This window comes from Acidobacterium sp. FHG110202_01, assembly GCF_059115305.1.
This window is the reverse complement of the sequence record NZ_JBZYWJ010000005.1, coordinates 181,023-199,809: the sequence shown is the minus strand read 5'-3', so window position 1 is coordinate 199,809 and position 18,787 is coordinate 181,023. Positions and strand designations below refer to the sequence as shown.

General features: G+C 56.7%; 19 protein-coding genes and 1 pseudogene. 8 read left to right on the top strand and 12 right to left on the bottom strand.

What is annotated here, in order from left to right; all coding sequences use genetic code 11:
* Window position 1 precedes the first annotated feature (1 nt).
* The 4 genes and pseudogenes from AC5S16_RS12345 to AC5S16_RS12330 form a co-directional block, all read right to left on the bottom strand.
* The gene (locus tag AC5S16_RS12345; RefSeq protein WP_493930378.1) at window positions 2-1,768 is read right to left on the bottom strand and encodes a molybdopterin-dependent oxidoreductase; all 1,767 of its coding nucleotides are present in this window, start codon (window positions 1,766-1,768) and stop codon (window positions 2-4) included.
* A 17-nt stretch (window positions 1,769-1,785) separates the two neighbouring features.
* A complete protein-coding gene (locus tag AC5S16_RS12340) occupies window positions 1,786-2,424 on the bottom strand; it encodes a hypothetical protein (protein WP_493930377.1) in 639 nt (212 codons plus the stop codon).
* A gap of 46 nt (window positions 2,425-2,470) precedes the next feature.
* Window positions 2,471-3,577, bottom strand: a complete 1,107-nt coding sequence (locus tag AC5S16_RS12335) for a DNA glycosylase AlkZ-like family protein (protein WP_493930376.1) — start codon at window positions 3,575-3,577, stop codon at window positions 2,471-2,473.
* Window positions 3,578-3,624: 47 nt separating this feature from the next.
* Window positions 3,625-3,672, bottom strand: a pseudogene (locus tag AC5S16_RS12330) ((2Fe-2S)-binding protein); the annotation flags it as partial.
* Between the two features lie 66 nt (window positions 3,673-3,738).
* Here AC5S16_RS12330 and AC5S16_RS12325 point away from each other — a divergent pair.
* Window positions 3,739-4,074: a PadR family transcriptional regulator gene (locus AC5S16_RS12325; protein ID WP_493930375.1), complete on the top strand. Its 336-nt coding sequence runs from the start codon at window positions 3,739-3,741 to the stop codon at window positions 4,072-4,074.
* A complete protein-coding gene (locus AC5S16_RS12320; RefSeq protein ID WP_493930374.1) occupies window positions 4,067-5,611 on the top strand; it encodes a hypothetical protein in 1,545 nt (514 codons plus the stop codon). Before AC5S16_RS12325 ends, AC5S16_RS12320 begins: the two co-directional genes overlap by 8 nt.
* 149 nt (window positions 5,612-5,760) lie before the next feature.
* Here the strand turns inward: AC5S16_RS12320 and AC5S16_RS12315 are convergent, their stop codons facing one another.
* The 5 genes from AC5S16_RS12315 to AC5S16_RS12295 form a co-directional block, all read right to left on the bottom strand.
* Entirely contained in the window at window positions 5,761-6,729 is a 969-nt protein-coding gene (locus AC5S16_RS12315) for an OmpA family protein (protein ID WP_493930373.1), read from the bottom strand.
* A 362-nt stretch (window positions 6,730-7,091) separates the two neighbouring features.
* A complete protein-coding gene (locus AC5S16_RS12310; RefSeq protein WP_493930372.1) occupies window positions 7,092-7,634 on the bottom strand; it encodes a DUF2393 family protein in 543 nt (180 codons plus the stop codon).
* 66 nt (window positions 7,635-7,700) lie between these two features.
* Window positions 7,701-8,663 (bottom strand): quinone oxidoreductase family protein, encoded by a 963-nt coding sequence (locus AC5S16_RS12305; protein ID WP_493930371.1) that lies wholly within the window; start codon window positions 8,661-8,663, stop codon window positions 7,701-7,703.
* 309 nt (window positions 8,664-8,972) lie between these two features.
* Complete coding sequence (locus tag AC5S16_RS12300) at window positions 8,973-9,761, bottom strand: ATP-binding protein (protein ID WP_493930370.1); 789 nt, start codon at window positions 9,759-9,761, stop codon at window positions 8,973-8,975.
* 47 nt (window positions 9,762-9,808) lie between these two features.
* Window positions 9,809-10,867, bottom strand: a complete 1,059-nt coding sequence (locus AC5S16_RS12295; RefSeq protein ID WP_493930369.1) for an alpha/beta hydrolase — start codon at window positions 10,865-10,867, stop codon at window positions 9,809-9,811.
* Window positions 10,868-10,995: 128 nt separating this feature from the next.
* Here AC5S16_RS12295 and AC5S16_RS12290 point away from each other — a divergent pair, with 128 nt between their 5' ends.
* From AC5S16_RS12290 to dusB, 6 genes are all read left to right on the top strand, one after another.
* Window positions 10,996-11,199 carry a type II toxin-antitoxin system HicB family antitoxin gene (locus tag AC5S16_RS12290; protein ID WP_493930368.1) on the top strand — a complete coding sequence of 68 codons (204 nt, stop codon included), beginning with the start codon at window positions 10,996-10,998 and terminating at the stop codon, window positions 11,197-11,199.
* A complete protein-coding gene (locus tag AC5S16_RS12285; protein ID WP_493930367.1) occupies window positions 11,196-11,408 on the top strand; it encodes a type II toxin-antitoxin system HicA family toxin in 213 nt (70 codons plus the stop codon). The genes AC5S16_RS12290 and AC5S16_RS12285 overlap by 4 nt, the downstream gene beginning before the upstream one ends.
* An 84-nt stretch (window positions 11,409-11,492) precedes the next feature.
* Complete coding sequence (locus AC5S16_RS12280; RefSeq protein ID WP_493930366.1) at window positions 11,493-11,957, top strand: GNAT family N-acetyltransferase; 465 nt, start codon at window positions 11,493-11,495, stop codon at window positions 11,955-11,957.
* A 71-nt stretch (window positions 11,958-12,028) separates the two neighbouring features.
* Entirely contained in the window at window positions 12,029-13,153 is a 1,125-nt protein-coding gene (locus AC5S16_RS12275) for a VWA domain-containing protein (RefSeq protein ID WP_493930365.1), read from the top strand.
* Window positions 13,154-13,187: 34 nt separating this feature from the next.
* Window positions 13,188-13,409 (top strand): 50S ribosomal protein L31, encoded by a 222-nt coding sequence (gene rpmE, locus AC5S16_RS12270; RefSeq protein WP_493930364.1) that lies wholly within the window; start codon window positions 13,188-13,190, stop codon window positions 13,407-13,409.
* A gap of 72 nt (window positions 13,410-13,481) precedes the next feature.
* On the top strand, window positions 13,482-14,612 hold the full coding sequence (gene dusB / locus AC5S16_RS12265; RefSeq protein WP_493930363.1) for a tRNA dihydrouridine synthase DusB: 1,131 nt from the start codon (window positions 13,482-13,484) through the stop codon (window positions 14,610-14,612).
* Here the strand turns inward: dusB and AC5S16_RS12260 are convergent.
* The 3 genes from AC5S16_RS12260 to AC5S16_RS12250 all read right to left on the bottom strand — a co-directional run bounded on the left by AC5S16_RS12260 (window position 14,593) and on the right by AC5S16_RS12250 (window position 18,630).
* Window positions 14,593-16,170 carry a hypothetical protein gene (locus AC5S16_RS12260; protein ID WP_493930362.1) on the bottom strand — a complete coding sequence of 526 codons (1,578 nt, stop codon included), beginning with the start codon at window positions 16,168-16,170 and terminating at the stop codon, window positions 14,593-14,595. The two genes, dusB and AC5S16_RS12260, sit on opposite strands and share 20 nt — an antisense overlap.
* 48 nt (window positions 16,171-16,218) lie before the next feature.
* Window positions 16,219-16,746, bottom strand: a complete 528-nt coding sequence (locus tag AC5S16_RS12255) for a YfiT family bacillithiol transferase (RefSeq protein WP_493930361.1) — start codon at window positions 16,744-16,746, stop codon at window positions 16,219-16,221.
* 213 nt (window positions 16,747-16,959) lie between these two features.
* Window positions 16,960-18,630: a M20/M25/M40 family metallo-hydrolase gene (locus AC5S16_RS12250; protein ID WP_493930360.1), complete on the bottom strand. Its 1,671-nt coding sequence runs from the start codon at window positions 18,628-18,630 to the stop codon at window positions 16,960-16,962.
* Between the last annotated feature and the right edge of the window lie 157 nt (window positions 18,631-18,787).

Genomic DNA, 18,787 nt, shown 5'->3' with positions numbered 1-18,787 from the left:
CTTAGATATTGGGCAGAAGGTCGAAGTACTCATCGTCTTCGTTTTTTCCGCCTTCTCCCTTGCCGACGACTTTCTCTGATTCAACGAACTCGATACGCTCGATCCATTTCACCATCTTGTAGCCGAGTTGATTATCAACACGAAGCCGAAGCGGGGCTCCGTACTCTTCGGTGAGGCGGCTTCCGTTCATCTCGTAGGCAAGCATCGCCCCAGGTTTCAGGGCGTTCTCGATGGACTGGGTGTCATAATAAACGCCGCCGAAAAGAGACTCTCCATAGGAATAAAAAGCAATGGTCTTTGCAGTGGGCAATGGCTTCACAAGCTCGATGAGCTTTGCGAACGAGATTCCACTCCATTGCGCGATACCGGACCATCCCTGAATGCAGTGGTGCATGGTGATGGTTTCGGTGCGGCCAAGCTCCTCCATCTGCCTGAGAGAAAGCTCCATCGGATGTTCCACGAGCCCGGAGATCTTGAACCGGAAGTCCTCAAACTGGTTTTCACGCAGGCTTTTCCAATCTTCGCGCACAGGCAGGATACCGTTTGGCCACATTCTGGGAGAGACCTGGTCAGGCGTATAGGATTGGACGGGGTCCAGGCGGTTGAGAGTCGCGGTGCGAATCGGCATTGAGATCGCTTTGTGAAGATGCTGTACCTTTCGCGGATATCTCCAGGCGATGTGATGCGCTACGATCCACGTCAGAACGACGACGCCGATACCCGTAAGTCCGAGCCACATGCCAAGTGGATTCAGCTCATCCTTGCCGAGGACAATGTGGTTCATGTTACGAGTAAACCCTGTAAGCACGATAAGGCTGACATGAACGACGATAAAACAGGCGAATCCAACCATCATGAGGAAATGGATGGAGCGTGCAGCCTGCCGTCCACCAAACATCTTTGCGAACCAGGGAGCGCGATTGACGAGCGCAGGCGACATCGCCATTCCGGTAAGTATGGAGATCGGCGCCATGATGAACACGGTTGAGAAATAGGCAAGCTGCTGCAGCGCGTTATAACCGTAGAAGCCGTTGGGTTCCGGGGGCAGCGTGAACGTGGCGTAATGAACGAAAGTTGCCCATGCCTCCGTAAGGATGGCCGGAGATGTTGGCACCAGGCGCAGCCATTGGTCCGTGGTGCAGAGTCCGATCACGAATACGAGACCGGTGATGATAAATCCATAGACATTTAGAAAATGCCAGGATCTCGCCATGCCGATGGTGTGTTTGTAGCCTGGCAAGCCTAACAGTGGGGAAAGATAACGGGCATCGTCTTTTGCCGTCCACCGCTTGCCGACAGGAACCTTCAATGGAGTAAAACGAATCCACTCGGAATCGGGAGTGCAGTGGTCATTAAAATAGAGTCTGGGGTGGTCGGCCAGAATGGATAGTCCGCTGCGTATCAGCATGGTCAGGAAGAGGAGATTAAAGAAATGTGTCCAGCGAATCCATCCGGGGAATCCGTGCGGGCCGCTGATCTTCCCCTGATCGAGTGCCTCGTCGATTGGAATATATGGCATGCCAAACGTCAGGCGCTGGATCCAGGCCGCGGCGAAAGCTGCAACCAGAATCGCAAGCAGCCCATAGACAAATCGTGGATTAATCCAGAGGCGATGCCTGCGATCCTCGGGATAGTAGACCTTCCGATGAGCAGAGTCAGAAAACTTGATCATCTTCAATCTCGCTACAAGTTGCGTGCTGCAGACAGAGTACCAGCCTACTGCAGGCGGCTGGTTGCCCCACGATAAATCGGAAAGACCGTCGTTCAATTGGTGTGCTGACCTCCTTAGCGGCCTTCTCTGAAATCAAAGTAGGCGAGATTCATGTTTCCTCCTGTAAGAACATGGATGGTGAGAACGCTTTTCCCCGCAGGAAGCCTCGGCGTTACGATATTTCGCATGATGTTCCAGTGGTGCCATTGACGCCACGCAATGGGATCGGCTGCGCGGAATGTCGAGAGAATGCTCAGAGGGCCAGTCGCATCTTTCCCGTTCACATCGATCGAGATGGCTCCCCCGCGCTGAGACGTGTAGAGCAGATCGGCGCTGTAAACACCGGCGCGGGCAACATCCACCGTGATGTTGAGCCATTCGCCCGGCTCAGTCCACCCGACATAAAGCTGGTTCTCCTGAGGCTGCACCAGGTTGTAGGGATTGTTGTCGATCTGGTCATGAAATTTTGTGTAGGAGGTGTCGACGGCCTCGTGCATCCGGAATTCATTGAGATAAGTCCCATCCGCCGGATTCAGCCCTCCGCTGCCTAGGTTTTTCGCGGTCGTATCGTGGTACGCAATGCCTTCGCCGCCCTGGTCGTAGAAAGCGCACTGCACCTGGCCGGGAATCTTCTGCACCCTGCCCTGATAGGGCATCCCCTTGTAGTCATGAAAGATAGTAGCCGGCGCAAGAACAAGCAGACTGAACAGCAACGCGTTTTTCACGAAGACAAGTCTAGGCGAAAAGTCGAAAGCGGCCTTATTTTTTTAGCCCCAGAAAGACTTTCATGCGCTCCAGTTCCGCTTCGAGTTCGCGCTGAAAGATGCGGTCGCGCGGTGGGCGTGATTCGACATAGCCCAGCTCAGAGATCAGTTCGCCGTCCTTTACGGAAAGATTGCCCCAGCCAATCACGCGGTCGCGCCAGAGCAGCGGCAAAGCGTAATAACCAAGCTTGCGCTTCGGCGCCGGAGTATAGGCTTCAAAGCGGTATGCCCAGTCCCACAACAGCTTGAAGCGGTCGCGGTCCCACACAACCGGATCAAAGGGAGCCAGCAGGCGGACTGTATCCTGCACGTCAGCGCGCGCGGGATCTTCCTCCTCCGGCCAGTACCAGTCGACGCCGTCGATGCGCACATGAGCAAGCCGTTTCTTTGCCCGTTGCAATGCAGCCGGAATCTCCTTCTCCCATTGAGGCGCGGCAATGCGCAGCCGGCGCACCAGGAAAGAGAGAGTCTTTCCTGGCAACGGAGCATAGATGCGAATGGCCACGTCAGCAAGCCTGTCGAGCCTGTCGCGGCGGACGGCCGCAGCGGACGGGGCCACCTCATGCTGGTGCGCAGCATAGATGCGGATGCCCTTTTCGCGGCGCACAACGCGCACCAGACCACGATAATGCATGGCATCGAGTAAGTGCGTCGTGGCATTGGACGATCCGCCCCAGTAGTTCTGTACTTTGCCGTGCGAAAAATGCTTATCCACTTCGCGTGGATGCACTGGGCCGCGCTCGCGCACAAACTCAAGCAGAAGCAGCGCCTGTTTTCTGCGCACGGCAGGCCAGGGCTGAAGACCTGCCTCCGGAATCCGCGATTTCGTGCGCGGGTGCATCAGCGCCTGCATGGCCTTTGTCACGAATCCATAATTGACGAAGAAGTCCTCCTCGATGCCGAGCTCTTCATAACGGCGCTCCAGGTCTCCCGCGCGATAGCCTTTCACCCGGTGGCGCAGCATCAGATCCTGCGCGCGGGCCGGTGCGCGGATGGGGTCAGCCTGGACAAAGCCCCAGTAGTCGAGAGCGCGCTTCAGAGTGATTGGAGAAAAGAGGCTGCGGGCGACGGCGAAGCGGCGCAGGTCATCGAGCGTGGTCATTTTCTGGTCAGAAAGATTTTCGCATGAAGTTCAGAGAAAGAAGTTCCTTAAGGGCACTTCTCCCCACCTCTGAGCGCAAAAACCAGGCAACAATTTGATGTTGACTGCGCTTATCGAATCGGAGTACAGTCGTTTTTCGATATATCGATTATCGATCATTTATGCCAAAACGAAAACTTGATCCATTGCCATCAGCTGCATTTCAGATCCTTCTCGCTCTCGCTGACGAAGACCTGCATGGCTACGGCATCATGCGGCAGGTCGAAGAGCAGACAGAGGGCCGTATGCGGCTCGGGCCGGGCACGCTGTACAACTCCATCCAGTCGCTGCTCGAAGAAGGCCTTATCGAAGAGGTTGACCTGCTTAACGGCGAACGGCGGCGCTATTACCGTCTGACATCTGCGGGACGCAAGCTGGCCAGTGCTGAGGCCGAGCGGCTCGCCAGCCTGCTGCGCGTAGCACGCGCCAAGAAAATTCTGCGAGGCGAATATGTCTGAGAAGATTTATGCCTGGCTGCTGCATCTCTTTCCTTCCCGTTTTCGCCACATCTATGGAGAAGAATCACTGCAGCTGTTTCGCGACCGTTACCGCGACGAGCGCGGCGTCCTTCAAAGACTGCGTCTCTGGCTTGATCTGCTGTTCGATCTGATGGTTTCTATACCGCGGACATATCGTGCTCAACCCACGTTCTTCGCTGCTTCTGCACAGCCTCGGTCGAACGGCATTCCTTCCTTCCAGATATTGGAAAACAAGCCGCCGCGTCCTGGAGCATTTCTTTTCGGCAGCATAGTGGCGTTTGCTGCATTGAGCGTTTTTTTAGTTCTGTTCAATCAGGTTGAAAAGCAGCGCCCGTTTCGAGCTTCAACAGCGCAGCCGTTACCTCAAAATGCTGTGCCGCCTTCTACATCTGCGCATCCGGGAGAGAAAGCCAGCAATGATGACGCAGCAGAAACAGGAATGATGGGGAATGCAACGGCAGGTGCGAGTAATCCTGCGATTGATGGCGTGAAAGCTGACAAGTCGAAGCTGAAGCGGCTCATCTCACAGGGAGGTCTTGAACAGCAGCCAAAGCTGCTGAATGCTACCAGCGCGATGATCCAGCTATTCAGCACCCACAACATCGTTATGTTTGGCGAGGTCCACGGCAGCAAGCAGGAATATGAATGGCTGTGCAGGCTGGTGAAGACACCGGAGTTCTCCGATCGTGTGGACGACATTGTGGTTGAGTTCGGCAATTCGCTCTACCAGAAGACGGTGGATCGCTATGTCTCGGGTGAAGATGTCCCGATAGAGCAGGTGCAGAAGGCATGGCGCAATATGGTGCTATCGACCGTCCCCGTGCAGCCTGTATATGAACAGTTCTACAAAGCTGTGCGCGAAGCAAACCTGAAACACCGCGGCGGACACCAGCTTCGTATTGTGCTCGGCTCTCCGCCAGTGGACTGGGAGAAGATCAAAGACCGCAAAGGCCTTGAGCCGTACATCAACGAGCGCGAGCAGTGGTATACCAGCGTCGTGAAGAATGAGGCCCTGGCAAAAGGCCACCGCGCGCTGCTGATTATGGGCGCAGGGCATTTTCTTCGTGGGCAGGAGCAGACGCTGCAGGACGGACATCAGGTCGTGGCTCGCGGCCCGGGATACATCGAGCGCGAGCTTCGTGCTGCCGGCGCAAACTCTTATCTTGTTGCTTTCGGGACAAACGTAATTGATAACAAAGGAACGGTGGACCAGCGCTTTGATTCCTGGCCTGTTCCCGTCATCGTGCCACTTGCAGACAACTGGGTTGGCAAACTGCCGGCCCAGCCAGTGCTCTCAGGCGGCTATGCGACTGCTACACCGCTGAAGCTCGCCGATCAGGCAGATGCGCTGCTGTACGTTGCGCCATGCTCTTCTTTGAAATCTGTTTACGTGCCGCGTGCGGAACTTGAAGGCACTCCTTACGGAAAAGAGATGGCGCGACGAAACGCGATCATACTCGGCCATCCGGATAATTCTTTGCACAATGAATCAGAACCGCAGTGTGTTCAGCCTTGATCTGAATGATGAGTGATTAAGCCGGTAGATGAGATTCTTCGCTCAGAGACGGGACAACTTCGATGGACAAAAAAACGGCCCCTCGGGGGAGGGGCCAATCTGCCTTGGTTCTCTCGTTGTGTGAGAGCTTGGTTGCGGACCTTTTGTTGTTATTGTTGTGGTTGAGCCGCTGGCTGCGACGCAGCACCCTGAGGGGAGGGCTGCGCGGAAGACTGCTGCGTCGCGCCAATCGGTGAACCCGAATTCGAGGAAGACGAGTTCAAGGCCGCTAAACTGTTTTGCATCATGGATACCCGAACCACACTGCCCGATACGCTGGAGCCGTCGTCGGTTTCCACCTTTGCGTTGCCCATCGCAACCTGGTGGATGCGATAGACCGGAATCTGTTTTTCGGTTACGAGGTAGCGGACCACGGCATCAGCCATGTGCTGCGAGCTCTGAATACCAACCTGCCCGCGTGCCCGTGAATAACCCTGCACCTCGACAATGTATCCCTTCTGTCCCTGCGCCTGTGTTGCCAGCTGGTCAAGAGCATCCTTGGCCTTTGCGTTCAACACCGTCTGTCCAGGGCGGAAACGGATAATCGTATCGTTGACCTTCTGGTACTGATCCAATCCAGAAACGGTCGTGTTCAGCTTGCCAGTCTGATCGCTGGCGTTCTGCGCCGTGGTCTGTGCCTGGTTCGCAGTCGAACTCGCCTGCTGGGCTGTCTGGTTTGCCTGGTCTGCCGTACCCTGGGCCTGACGGATCCCAGCCTGTGCGCGCGAGTCGACATCCTTGATGTCGTTCGCGTTCTTGGCTGTCAGCTGATCGAGTTCATTAAGACGATCTTTTACGGGATTGAGTTGCCTGTTCACCCATTTTTTTCGGGCGAAGGGGTTCATATGTCCCCAGAAACCTTCATTGGACTTGGTGGGCAGCGGGTTCCCTGTCGCATAGGTGCTGTTATCATTCGGGTTGGCTCCGTTGGCGGAAGTTCCCGTCTGCACCTGAGCATTGGAGGGGGAGGACTGACCTGACTGCGCGAATGCCGGAAGTCCAAGGCTTGCTGCCAGAATCAATGCAGAAAATGCCTTGAGATTCAGATTGCTGTTCGACTTGATCTTGTTCTCTGTCATATTTTTCACCGTTTTGTATTCCTTCGTAACGACCTTCTAGAACACACTCCGGATGCTGCGCAGCGTCCCTTACGCGGGTATAAAGAGCAGTTGGCATGCCAAACTGGCCGCACGGCGGAAGAAAAATATTATTTCTTTTGTTTTGTTTTATTTACGGATGCAAATAGATGGCATGCAAGTGCTGAGGGCCTCTTGGGAAAGTCAGCTCAGGCATCTGGAAAGTCACCTTTTTCCATAATTCCAAGGAAAAATTTGCGCAGTAGGAAATTCATGCGCGGTTTTTAGAGAGGTCGGGCGGTTTTGCGCAGCAGAGTGGATTTCTCGAAATATCAAGGAGTTAGGAATCTGCCGCCAGGGGTTCCCTACTTGCCTGTCACCTGAATGATCCTTACTTCCGGATACTGGCCGTTCCATTCCGTCGTCACCTGCTCGAGGATAAGCCGGAAGTCGCGCTCCTCTCCTGGTTTCAATGGGTTGGCGCTGACCGGCTGCGTATCTACATAAGGTTCGCGCATCCGGATGAGCGCCAGCGGCATGGTTTCCTTTTGCGCAAGCTGGTTGCCATAGTCATGGAAGGCTACCTGTACAGTGATTGCGGTGACGGTCTCGTTGCCTTTGTTGGCGATGTGGCCATCCACGTAAGTGATTTTGCCTCCGGCAAAGTTGGTCGATTCGCTCATCTTGAGATCAGTGACAGGGAGGCTGGCGGCATACGGATCGGCGGCAGCAAGACCGGCTCCTCCGGGATTCACAGGCGCTGTCTTGTGGCCACCAAAGATGAAAAGCAGAACGACGCCCACGACGACGACCGCTCCGGCGATGATCCAGGGCAGAAGCGAGCGGGGTTCGCGCTCCTGTGCGGATTGCCCTGTCAGGTCGAGAGAATTTTTGCGATCATCAGCCATCAGGTGGATTCTACATCGCGCAGCGCGACAGGAGCATTGCCTATGCCAACAAAGAAAGGCCGGCAATTAAGGCTGGAAGACGATGCGTACACCTTCTTCTTTAGTATCCCAGGTTGATGCCAGGTCCCGCAGAGGAACGGTTTTCAGCTCGAAGCGAAACGGCTGCTTCGCTGCCTCCTGAAAGAATTCACCAACGGCCTTGATGAGCTGGTCGAGCGAGGCGCTGCCGAAGCCGCTGCCCAGCAGTTCAAGACCGGAGCTGCGCAGCGTGGCGGCCGGAAGAGTGATGGTGTTCCCCGCGCTTGACCCGATCTGGATGAAGCGAATGCGAGCTCCTGCGTGCTCCAGGCCCTTCTGCGAGATGGCTTCAAGCACACGCTCGGCAGGCTGACCCCAGAGATAATCGAGGACAACGTCCACGCCGGACTCGGCCAGCTCCTGCCGGAAGGCGGCAACCAGCGCATCCTTCTCCAGTTCAAGCGAGATGACTGCGTCCGCTCCAAGTTCGCTGAGCTCCTTTAATGCCTGCGGATTGCGGCCTGCCGCGATGACGCGCCGCGCGCCGAGCCGCTTCGCAGTCTGGACGGCGAGCCTTCCGGCAACTCCGGTGGCGCCCAGGATAAGGACGCTCTCTCCGGCAGTAAAGCGGGCGCGAAGCGTGAGCGCCGCCCAGGAAGACATGGCAGGGTTCGCCATCGCTGCGGCAGATGCCTCGTCGAGGCCGTCAGGAAGAGGCACGCACAGTGAGCGAGCGGTAATGGTACGCTCGGCGAAACTGCCATAAGGGCTGCGGGAAACACCAAAATAAACGCGCGTGCCGTCTTCGAGATTGCCTGCCCCATCCACTCCGGGAATAAAGGGCCGTTCTCCGGTGCTGCCGTAATGCGTTCCCTTCGCCAGAGCCTTCACGATGGGATGGAGCCCGGCGGCAACAACATCGACCAGGACTTCGCCATTTGCCGGAACTGGATCGGCAAAGGAACTGTACCGGGGAGGAGCGTCAAAACTCTCCACAACGGCTGCATTCATGGAATTTCTCTCCAGCTACGGGGTTGACTATATAACAGCATCGTTCCCGACACGGGCACGGTAACGGAAAAGAAACACAATTTTCGAAAAGTTTTCGCATAAACCGCATCGAATGAGGGCAAACTTGTGTCTAAACGAGCAGAAAGGGCGAATCGTTAGAGAGGCCAGCATGGAGCAGTCCCCAAACACACTCCAATTCAGCAGTGCCTCTGGAATAGATGCGCCAGTGCGGCCGAAAAAGTCGTCGGACTATGTTTACCAGATAGCGATCATGGCCGCAGCACTTTTGCTGCTGTTGACAGCGGCGATCTAAGAAAATTTGGCGCGTTTGGTTGATTGCCGCAAATCTTCGCCTGCCATAGGCACTTCCACACACATTTCCATCAAACGAGATCTCATGCGATCGCCAATACGGTCGCCAAGCGTTCCATCACGCATCGCTTCTTCTGCGATTTGCTGATTCTCTGAAACTACCGCACTATTTCTCGACCTGCCACGAAAGGCCCCAGCTGCAAGGTTTGGATAGTTTGTCGTGATGAGGGTGGTTTTCTTGCCGTTATATCGGGCATTCAGGATCAGAGCGACGGTATCCCAGACCCATTCGGTTGGCTTGATGTAGCCAAGGTCGTCGATGAGAAGCACTTCGGCATCGAAGACCGGCTGCAGAACCTGAAGCTCGGTGATGTGCGTTGCCGGGTTGTAGGACTCCTGGATCTGCTTGAGCAGCTCGCGGTAGTCACAGAAGAGACCCTGCGCGCCGCGCTCAGTGATAAGGGCATGCAGAAGACCGACGGCGAGATGCGTCTTGCCCACACCCATCGAGCCTGTAAAGAGGAGCCCCTTGCCTGTGGTTTCAAGCGGATAGGCGGTGACAAATTTGTCAGCCATGAGATAAGCGCCGCGCAGGCTGCCATGTGAGTGGTACTCGAAGCTCTGCAGGGTGCAGTGCTGGTAGCGGGGAGGAATGCGAGCACGCTCGATAAACCGGACCACACGGCGCTCCAGTTGACAATCGCAGGGCTCGGCGGCGCGGCTGCCGTCGGGACGGGTGACGACGCGCATGCCCATGCCGTCGCATTTGGCGCAGATTTCTACCATGGCTCTCGATTCAGTATCGCAGGGCTGCGTGTGTATAACCAGTGCGGCTATTTCCCCAGGTGTGTATCAAAGAAATGTGCCATGATCTCGTCGGCTTCACGGGATTCGGGCAGGTCGACATTGTTCCAGAAGGCATGCGGCAGAGCGTCGAAGACTACTAGCTGCGCATCGGCTCCAGCACGCAGGAATGCCCGGTGAAGAACCGTTGTTCCGCTCAGGAGCAGGTCGCGGGTGCTGGTCACGAAGAGAGTAGACGGCATTCCTTTCAGGTCAGCGTAAACAGGCGATAGCACGGGGTCTTTCGGATTGGTTGCCCCTACATATTCAGGATCGTGCGCCTCCGGTTTGGGTGGGTCAAGATGTCCAGATAGCCCGCGGAGCCCATATATGGCGATGGAATCGCCAGCCTGGCTGAAGTCACCCATCCCGGAGAAGACACCCAACGCTCCAGGCAGCGGGAGATTCACCTGCTTCAGCTTTACGGCAACTTCTGCCGTCAGAATGGCTCCGGCCGAGGTCCCGTAGATCGCAATATTGTGCGGCTTGTAGGTCTTGAGCAGCTCTTTATAGACAGCTACTGCGTCTTCGACTCCTGCTGGAAACGGGTGTTCGGGCGCCAGGCGGTAGAGCACGGCAATGGTCTTCGTCTGGGTAATGTTGGCGATCGGGATGGTTTCCGTCAACGAGCCGGAATCTGAGTTGAAGCCGCCGCCATGAAGATTCAGCAGAATGCGGTCGGCCTTCCCTGCTCCGATGACAGGCGGAGTGATGATGCGCACGGGTACCCCGGCCATGGTCGATGAGGAGATGGCGGCCGGATAGACTTGCCGATAGGCTTCCCCTGCCTTGGCCTGCCAGGCATCGGTTTTGGAACGACGGTCAGCAAGGGATTCCGGCACATTGGCATCCGATACCGGCTGGGCCAGGCTCTTCTGGGCTTCCGGGCTGATGGTCGACGGTACGGGCACAACGCGGGCGACATGCGCCGTGCCTTGGGCGTCGATATAGCTGGAGTCGGACTGCGGCGCAGTAGCGGCGGTGGTCTGGGCGATTCCCGGCACAGCGCAAAGCAGTACAAAAATAGCGGCAGCAGAGAAAATTTTCATTGCACGCCAATGGAACCATAAGAAACGGCGAAAAGTCGAGCGGCGGGAATGAACTGGAAATCAGAAGAACGACACAATACACTACTGTTATGCACATATACGACGCATTGTGCGTATTCGAGGCATAAATGCACTTCCAAGTGGAATTCGATCGCGAAGAAGACGGACGCTGGATCGCAGAAATCACCAACCTGCCCGGCGCTATGGCTTACGGCGCAACAAAAGAAGAGGCGCTAGCAGCTGTCGAAGCAATTGCGTTGCGCGCGTTGGCTGATCGTCTTGAAAATGAGAGAGAATCCCTCAAATCCAGTGTCGAGTTTGCCTGCGCGTGAGCCATTGGCCGAGTACCCGCGCAAAACTCGTTCTTAGGGCTCTCAAAAGAATTGGATGGGAAGAATCAGAGCAGGTTGGTTCTCACTTGAAGCTCACACGCCCCGGATATGGGACTTACATCTGGTCATTCCATGATGGCGAAGAGATTGGCCCGAGGATGTTGGCGCGTATCGCAAAACACACAGGCTTGAAACCGGAGGACTTGTAGCTTCCGGGCTAGCAATACTTCAAACCATTCGTCATTGTGCCATACTCGGGCATGCTTCTCAGAGCCGCAGAACCGAATGATGCCATGAGTGTGGCACGAGTGCATGTTCGGTCGTGGCAGGTAGCTTACCGAACGCTCCTTCCAGATGAGTATTTAGACCAGCTTCGCCCGGATGATCGTGCGCAGAAGTATGATTTCACAAATGTAGATCCGCGAAAACCCTACACCATCGTTGCCGTGGATGGAGCGGCCATCTGCGGGTTTGCGACCACTGCTCCGGCCCGTGACCTGGATGATTATGGCGAGTTGTACGCGCTTTATGTGAATCCTGAACAGTGGGGCGAGGGGATTGGAGTTGCGCTTATATCCGCCGCTCGAGACCGTCTACTTGAGCTTGGATTTCAACGTGCATGTCTCTGGCTCATCGTCGGCAACACCCGCGCGGCCCGCTTTTATGAGAGAGATGGGTGGCGTCCGGATGGAGAGCGGCGGACAGACTTGGTGTGGGGAGTGACTGTTGATGAAATCCGTTATCAGCGCGTCTTATAGATTGCAGCTTCCGAACTGAGAAAGGTCTTGCTCACTGCTGGTTTTATATTGCCCGTATCCATGAAGGTCTTATGATGCGCTCTGCCCCTATCTTCGCGCTCTTGTTCTGCATGGTTGTTGCTGGTGCGAACGCGCAGCAGAGCGATGGCAATCAGACAGTCCTGACGGTGCGCTCCAATCTGGTGGAGGTGCCGGTCCTTGTAAAAACTAAGTCAGGAAAGGTAGTTTTTGCGCTGACTGCGGATGATTTTCTGCTCACCGATAACGGCGTGCCTCAGAAGCTTACTCTCGACCAGGATACGGATTCGCAGCCGCTGGCCCTGGCAGTCGTCGTTCAGACAGGCGGCACCGGAGTGAGCCATCTTGCTGACTATCGGCAGCTCGATCCGATTCTGGATGCGCTGATTGGTCAGGTGGAACACCACGTCGCCGTCATCGGCTTTGACAGCTCGCCTCATCTGGTGCTGCCGTTCACGCAAAACACAGACGATGCCTCCGGGGCAATCGCAAATCTGCAGCAGGGAGATCCAGGCGCCGCGATTTTAGACGGAGTGGCATTCGCTGTTGCGCAGCTGCGGACGCAACCTGCGAACTATCGGCGGGCCATTCTCCTGCTCAGCGAAACGATTGACCAGGGCAGCAAGACAACACTCAATGAGGCCCTTCGCCTGATCAGCGACACCAATACGACGATGTACAGCTTCGCGTTTTCGAGCACGCGGTCGGCGGTTTCGCATGAAGCATCCAAATTCAGCTATGGAGGCACCACCGAAGTCGGCCCCGCACATGGCTGCTTCAGTCATGACGGAGCTAACGCTGAGTATGACGGCCATTACAGCAAGCAGGTGCTCGATTGCATCAGCCAGCTGGCTCCTCCGGTTCGGCTGGCCACCCTGGCTTTTGTTTCGGCACGCAACTCGCTGCGCACGAATACGGCCGAAGCCATTGCACAACTCACCGGAGGCGAGTTCGTCCACTTCCGCAATGCCAAAGACCTGCAGCAGGGCCTGATCGCTGTTTCACACGATGTGCCGAATTATTATGTACTTAGCTTCCATCCGGAAACTCCTGCTCCTGGCATTCACAAACTGCATGTGGAGCTCAAGGACCGCCCTCAACTTGAGCTGAAATCGCGCGATGAATACTGGATCGACGGCGAAGCAGCAGACGTTGCCAACCCCACAAAATCGCAGTAAAATTAAAAGATTGCAGGGAAAGGTTTTTTGAATCATGCCAAAGCAGGGTATTCATCCTAACTATCAGGAAACTCGGGTGGTTTGTGCGTGCGGGAACACTTTCGTGACCCGTTCCACCCACAAGGGCGACATCCATCTTGAAATCTGCTCGAACTGCCATCCGTTCTTCACCGGCAAGCAGAAGCTGGTGGACACGGCAGGCCGCGTCGAGCGCTTCCGCCGCAAGTACGCGAAGGCGGAGACGACTTCGAAGTAACCGGACTCCGGATTGCTTGAAATAAGAGAAAGCCTCCGGGAAGCCGGAGGCTTTGCTGTGTAACGGGCAAGGATGAAGAAGCACTGGGACAATCCGCTGGAACACGCCATGCCGGAAGACGTGCGCGTGCCCGCGTCTGTCCGCATCGGCAATGTAACGGTCGCTCCGGCAACCGTGCTTGCGCCGATGGCAGGAGTCACGGACACTGTTTTTCGCCGCTTCATCCGCAACGCCAGTGCTTTTTCTTCAAGCGCTGACTCCGGGGCATCGGTCGAATCGGAGATCACGAACCAGCAGTCGGGCTGCGGGCTGATCATGACCGAGTTCACCTCGGCGGACGGTCTTGCGCGCATGCGCGAATCGAAGCGCAAGCGTTACCTGACGTTCTATGACGACGAGCATCCGATCTCGGCGCAGCTCTTCGGCTCGAACCCAGGCACTCTGGCCGATGCTGCGCGCATCGTCGAGGACACGGGCTTCGACATGGTCGACCTCAACCTCGGCTGCCCGGCCAAGCGCGTCGTCTCGTGCAACGGAGGCAGCGGGCTCCTGCGCGATCTGCCGCTGATAGCGAATATCTTCGAATCTGTGCGCGCAGCGGTTACGATTCCCTTCACCGTGAAGTTTCGCCTGGGATGGAACGACAACCACATCATCTGCGTTCCGCTGGCGAGGCTGGCAGAAGAAAGCGGACTCAATGCAGTCGCGCTTCATGCGCGTACGCGTGAGCAAGGCTATTCAGGCCAGGCGCGGTGGGAACACATCGCTGAGGTTAAAAACGCGGTGCGCATTCCCGTCATCGGCAATGGAGATGTGCGCACTCCGGAAGATGCCTGCGCTCTCGTTGCCAGGACCAACTGCGACGCGGTGATGATTGGACGGGCCGCGCCGGCGAACCCATGGATCTTCCGCCAGATTGCTCAGTACACGGCGACGGGCCGCTACGATGAGCCGACCGATCTCGACCGTTACCACATGATCCGGACATATTTCGAGATGCTGATCGATGAAGGCAATCCGGAAGCGCAGGGCAAGATGAAGCAGTTTGCTTCATGGTTCACACATGGCGTACCCGGAGGGGCTGCGCTGCGCAAGTCGATCTATGAGTCGAAGACAGGCGAGGCGGTTCTGGATGCCGTGGAGCAGTTCTTTGAGCCGAAGTTAGCAGCGTCAGAAGCAGCATCTATTCTAGTTGCCGGTTGAAGGAATTGGTCGCACTTCTTTTCCGGAAAATGACTCTTAGCCGTTTGCGCCAATGTTCGTCGAGCGCTACCAGCATCCACTCTACTTCCGGTTTTAAATGGCGCAGTACGGTCTCGTTTGCTGGATGAATGCGGAGCGCCGGAGCTACCAGCATGAGCAGCGGCGCATTTGCTGACAGCTCCATACCTGGGAAGTATCCATGCTTCTGCAGTACGCCATCCGCATGCACCTGACGCACGCGGATCCAGTAATCCAGTCCTTGCAGGGGCAGGTGCAGGTCTTCGTCAGCCTTGATTTCGAGAACGACCAGGCGGCCGGCGCGCGTGGCGCCGAGAAGGTCGATCATGCCGCGGTCGCCTCCGGAGAATGCAGGCACCTGTGTGTAGACAAACTCTTCGCGGATGGAAGGCTCAATCTCGGCAAGACTCTGGCGCAGTTCGGATTCGAGCCAGCGTTCCGGCTGCAGGCGATACAGCGGATTGCGTGCACTGCCTCCAGGGAAACGGCCCTCTGAAACGCGCGCCATCAATTCTTTGAATAACTCTTCGGTCTGGTCTATAAGCGGAGTTTCGTTCGGGCCCGCGCCGAAGGTGATGGAGTCCTGCCGCGCGAATGATCCCGGCACGAGGCCATGCTGCACATGCGCGAACTCCAGGCCATGAATGCGAAAGCTGATTTCGCTGGTGCTCAGCGCGCGAACTTCAGTACGAGCCTCCATCCCTGATGGAAGCAGGCCCAGCACACGATCGATGGCAGACTGCATGCGCTCTTTCGCGCGGCCTGGATCAAAAGCATGCATGAGGCGCGTCTCTAAATTGCCTTCTTCAATAACAACCTGAGTCAGCTCTTCGCCGTGCTCTTCGAGCTCGTATAGCTCCCATTTAGCGAAAGCGGGGTTGAGCCATGCCATGCGCGCGCGCGTTGTGTCTGCACCGCCTTCGGGCACGATGACTTTCAGCCCTTCAAAGAGGCGCCTGTCGCCGCTATGATCGCGGCAGTAGTCAAGCCACAGAATGCCGAGCGTCAGGACGCCGTCGATGGTGGCCTGTGTCTCCTCGACATTTATGGCGATGACCGCCCACGCCTTTGGCCCGCGCACGAGCGTAGCGCGCGCGTATGCCGGGCCGAAGCTGTGCTCGAGATCAATCGCATTGTGCAGATCGCCAATGCTGTAATCGGCAAATGCGCGCGTGAGAACGCGCTCCAGTGTCCGGAGATAACGCTTGCGTGTGGCCTCGCGGGCAGTTGGCGTGCGCGTGTCGCGGTCCGGAACGAGTTCGAGCGACTGCGGGCGGCTTTGTCCAAAGCGGCGCGTTTCGATGCGCAGCGTATCTTTGCGCGCGGTGATTCCGGTGACGGTGCGCACGAGATTGCGCTCCTCGGACCAGAGCTGCAGCACACAGCGGCCGTGCTCGGCTGAGAGCGCGTAGCGGGCCTTCTGCATCTCGAAGAGCACGCGGCCATCCTCAAGCACGGCGGCAAGCGGATGCTCGGACAGAAATTCCTCGAGCGCGCAGGCAAGCTCCGCCGGGGAAACTTCGCTTTTTACGGGAGGCATTAAGAAAACTATGCTCACCCGCAGCCGGCACGGGCAAGTATTTTCACGCTACCAGCCCATGCGTTTGCGCAATTCGGTAACGTGGGCGACATGGTGGCGGCAGTGCCAGTCGTAATTCTGGATGACTTCAGCCAGCCGCTGGCGGCCATTCTCAGAATGCACATAGCCGCGCTGCCAGTTTTCTTCGCTAAGAGATTGAAAGAGTGTCACCCAGCGGCGATGCAGGGTATCGACCAACTGCAGCGACACATCAACAGGCAGGGTGTGTGCGTCCTCAAGCCCGGCCCAGAGATTTTCGTCATAAGCTGCGACTTCAGGCCAGTCTTCGGTGAGAGCGCGGCGGCTCCGGACATATGCATTGATGTGGCTGTCGGCAACATGGTGGACAACCTGGCGGACGGTCCATCCGCCCTCGCGATAGGGAGTGTTCAGTTGCGCGTCAGTGAGCCCCTGTACAGCGTTCTTCAGGTTTTCCGGCAAGGCGGCAATCACAGCAATCGAGGCACGGCGCTGTTCGGGTGTCTGCTCAACAGCGCCGGCAAAATCTCCAATGGGGTAGCGGGGATCTGCGCTCATGACGGCAGAGCTCTAGCTAGCGAACACGGTGGTGGTGGCGATGGTAGCGGCGGTGGTGGTGATGTGGCTGAGCAAATGCGGACGCCGAGAACAACAACACCAAGGACAGGACGACAAGCTTCTTCATGCCCTGATCGTAGCAAGAGAAAGTTAAAAGTTACTCTGTGGAAACTCAGAAACGAACCAAAAGCGCTAACGGTGTTCGACGAGGCGTCAATACCCCTTATCTGGATGCGTCTCAAATCGCCGAAAGAAGCTTGATTCGAGGTAGTGCGGCTTTGCGGGATTGTTGGCAACAGCACAGACAAGGTCAGCGTAAAAGGCATTGAACTGCGCGGCAGCCGCAAGATCGACTGGCTGGGTCAGGTCGTCGTCGGTCGAGTGATAGCGCTCTGCCAGCCATCCGCGCCATGCCTTGTACTCGGGTGATCCGGCTTGCCAGCCGAACTTCATTGCCAGGGCGGGCACTCCGGCCTGCACAAAGCTGTACTGGTCGGTGCGGATGAATGAGTTGCGATCGGGCTCTGGATCACCGGCAATCTCGATGTGGTGTGCTGCTCCTGCTTCGCGTGCCTGGTCGGCGAGCGTTGATTGCTCGAGCCCCTGGACATGCAGCTTTTTAAGAGCAAAAAGAGGCATGAACATATCAAGATTCAGGTCGGCTACGATGCTGTCTTCCGGAACCGTAGGGTGTCCGGCAAAGAAGCGTGAACCCAGCAATCCCTTCTCTTCCGCAGTGAAGATGAGGAAAAGCAATGACCGCTTCGGGCGCTCGCCGCTCTGGCTGATTGCCTTCGCTGTTTCGAGAACAGTGGCCACACCGGAGGCGTCGTCCATTGCTCCGGCATAGATGGTCTTGCCGTGGATCGGCTCGCCTACACCCAGGTGATCCAGGTGGGCGGAGACGATCACATACTGCGCCTTAAGCTGCGGGTCGGAACCGGGGAGCACGGCGGCGATGTTGGGCGAGGTAACATGCGAGGTCTCGGTGGCCACTGTCGCGTGAATGCTTTTGTTCAGAGCAAAACGGGGCAGCGGCTTCTGCGCATCGGCTAGCGCTAATATTTCGGCGATGGTATGCCCGGTGCCGGCAAAGAGCTTGTCAGCCTGCGCCGGGTTAAAGGTCGCAGTAAAGAGTGTGCCGTGATCATCGGCCAGGGCTGGATGGCGTTCGGCAACCGCGTTGTCTCCCGGAACCGCCGCCAAACGCATACCGGGCTGCGAGGAACTCGAGGCGATACGCTGCCAGCCAAAATCCATAGATTTGGGAGTGGGAATGGAGATCATGCCCAGGGCGCCTGAGTCGCGGATCGCTTTGGTGAGGGGCGAGGTACGCGCGAAGGATTTCAGTGGACCAGGCAAATCGGCGGGGCCTCCATTGACCAGCACTACAATCTTGCCTTTGAGCGCGGACTTGGGTAGCTCGGGTGAATTGAAATCGTCATAACCGGCCTCAGGAAGATGCAGGCCATATCCGATGAAGACGAGCGGCGCATCGATGGTCCGGGGCTGCGGCATGCGGGTACCCAGAATGGCGTCATCACCCAGCACAAGTGCGGTCTGTTTTCCGTTTTCTATCAGGGAGATTGCGGAATTCTTAGCAATGACACGCTGCACATCAAAGTGGACTGGCTGGTAGTAGGTTCCGTCCACGCCGGCGGGCTTCAGCCCCCATGATTTGAACTTGTCGACGACGTAGGCAGCAGCCTTCAGGTATTCTTCGCTGCCGGTGAGGCGCCCCTTCATGGAAGGATCAGCAAGGTAGCGGATATGCGCCCACCAGGCTTGTCCACGGTCCTCATCGCTGGTTTGCGCTGCCGCGGTTACGCAGATTGCGGCAAGCAAAATTCGTGAAACCACCCCGTAGCGGGAAATGACTCTCATAAATGGCCTGGCAATGAAATCTATACGGTCAAAGTAGCCGATAAGACAGATGAAAACAATGTAAAATTCCGCGATTGTGATCCGGCTGTGCCGTGATACGGTGTGAGCAGTGAGTTTCCTCATCAGGATAAGAAAACCAGGCTCTGCCTGTGCGGGG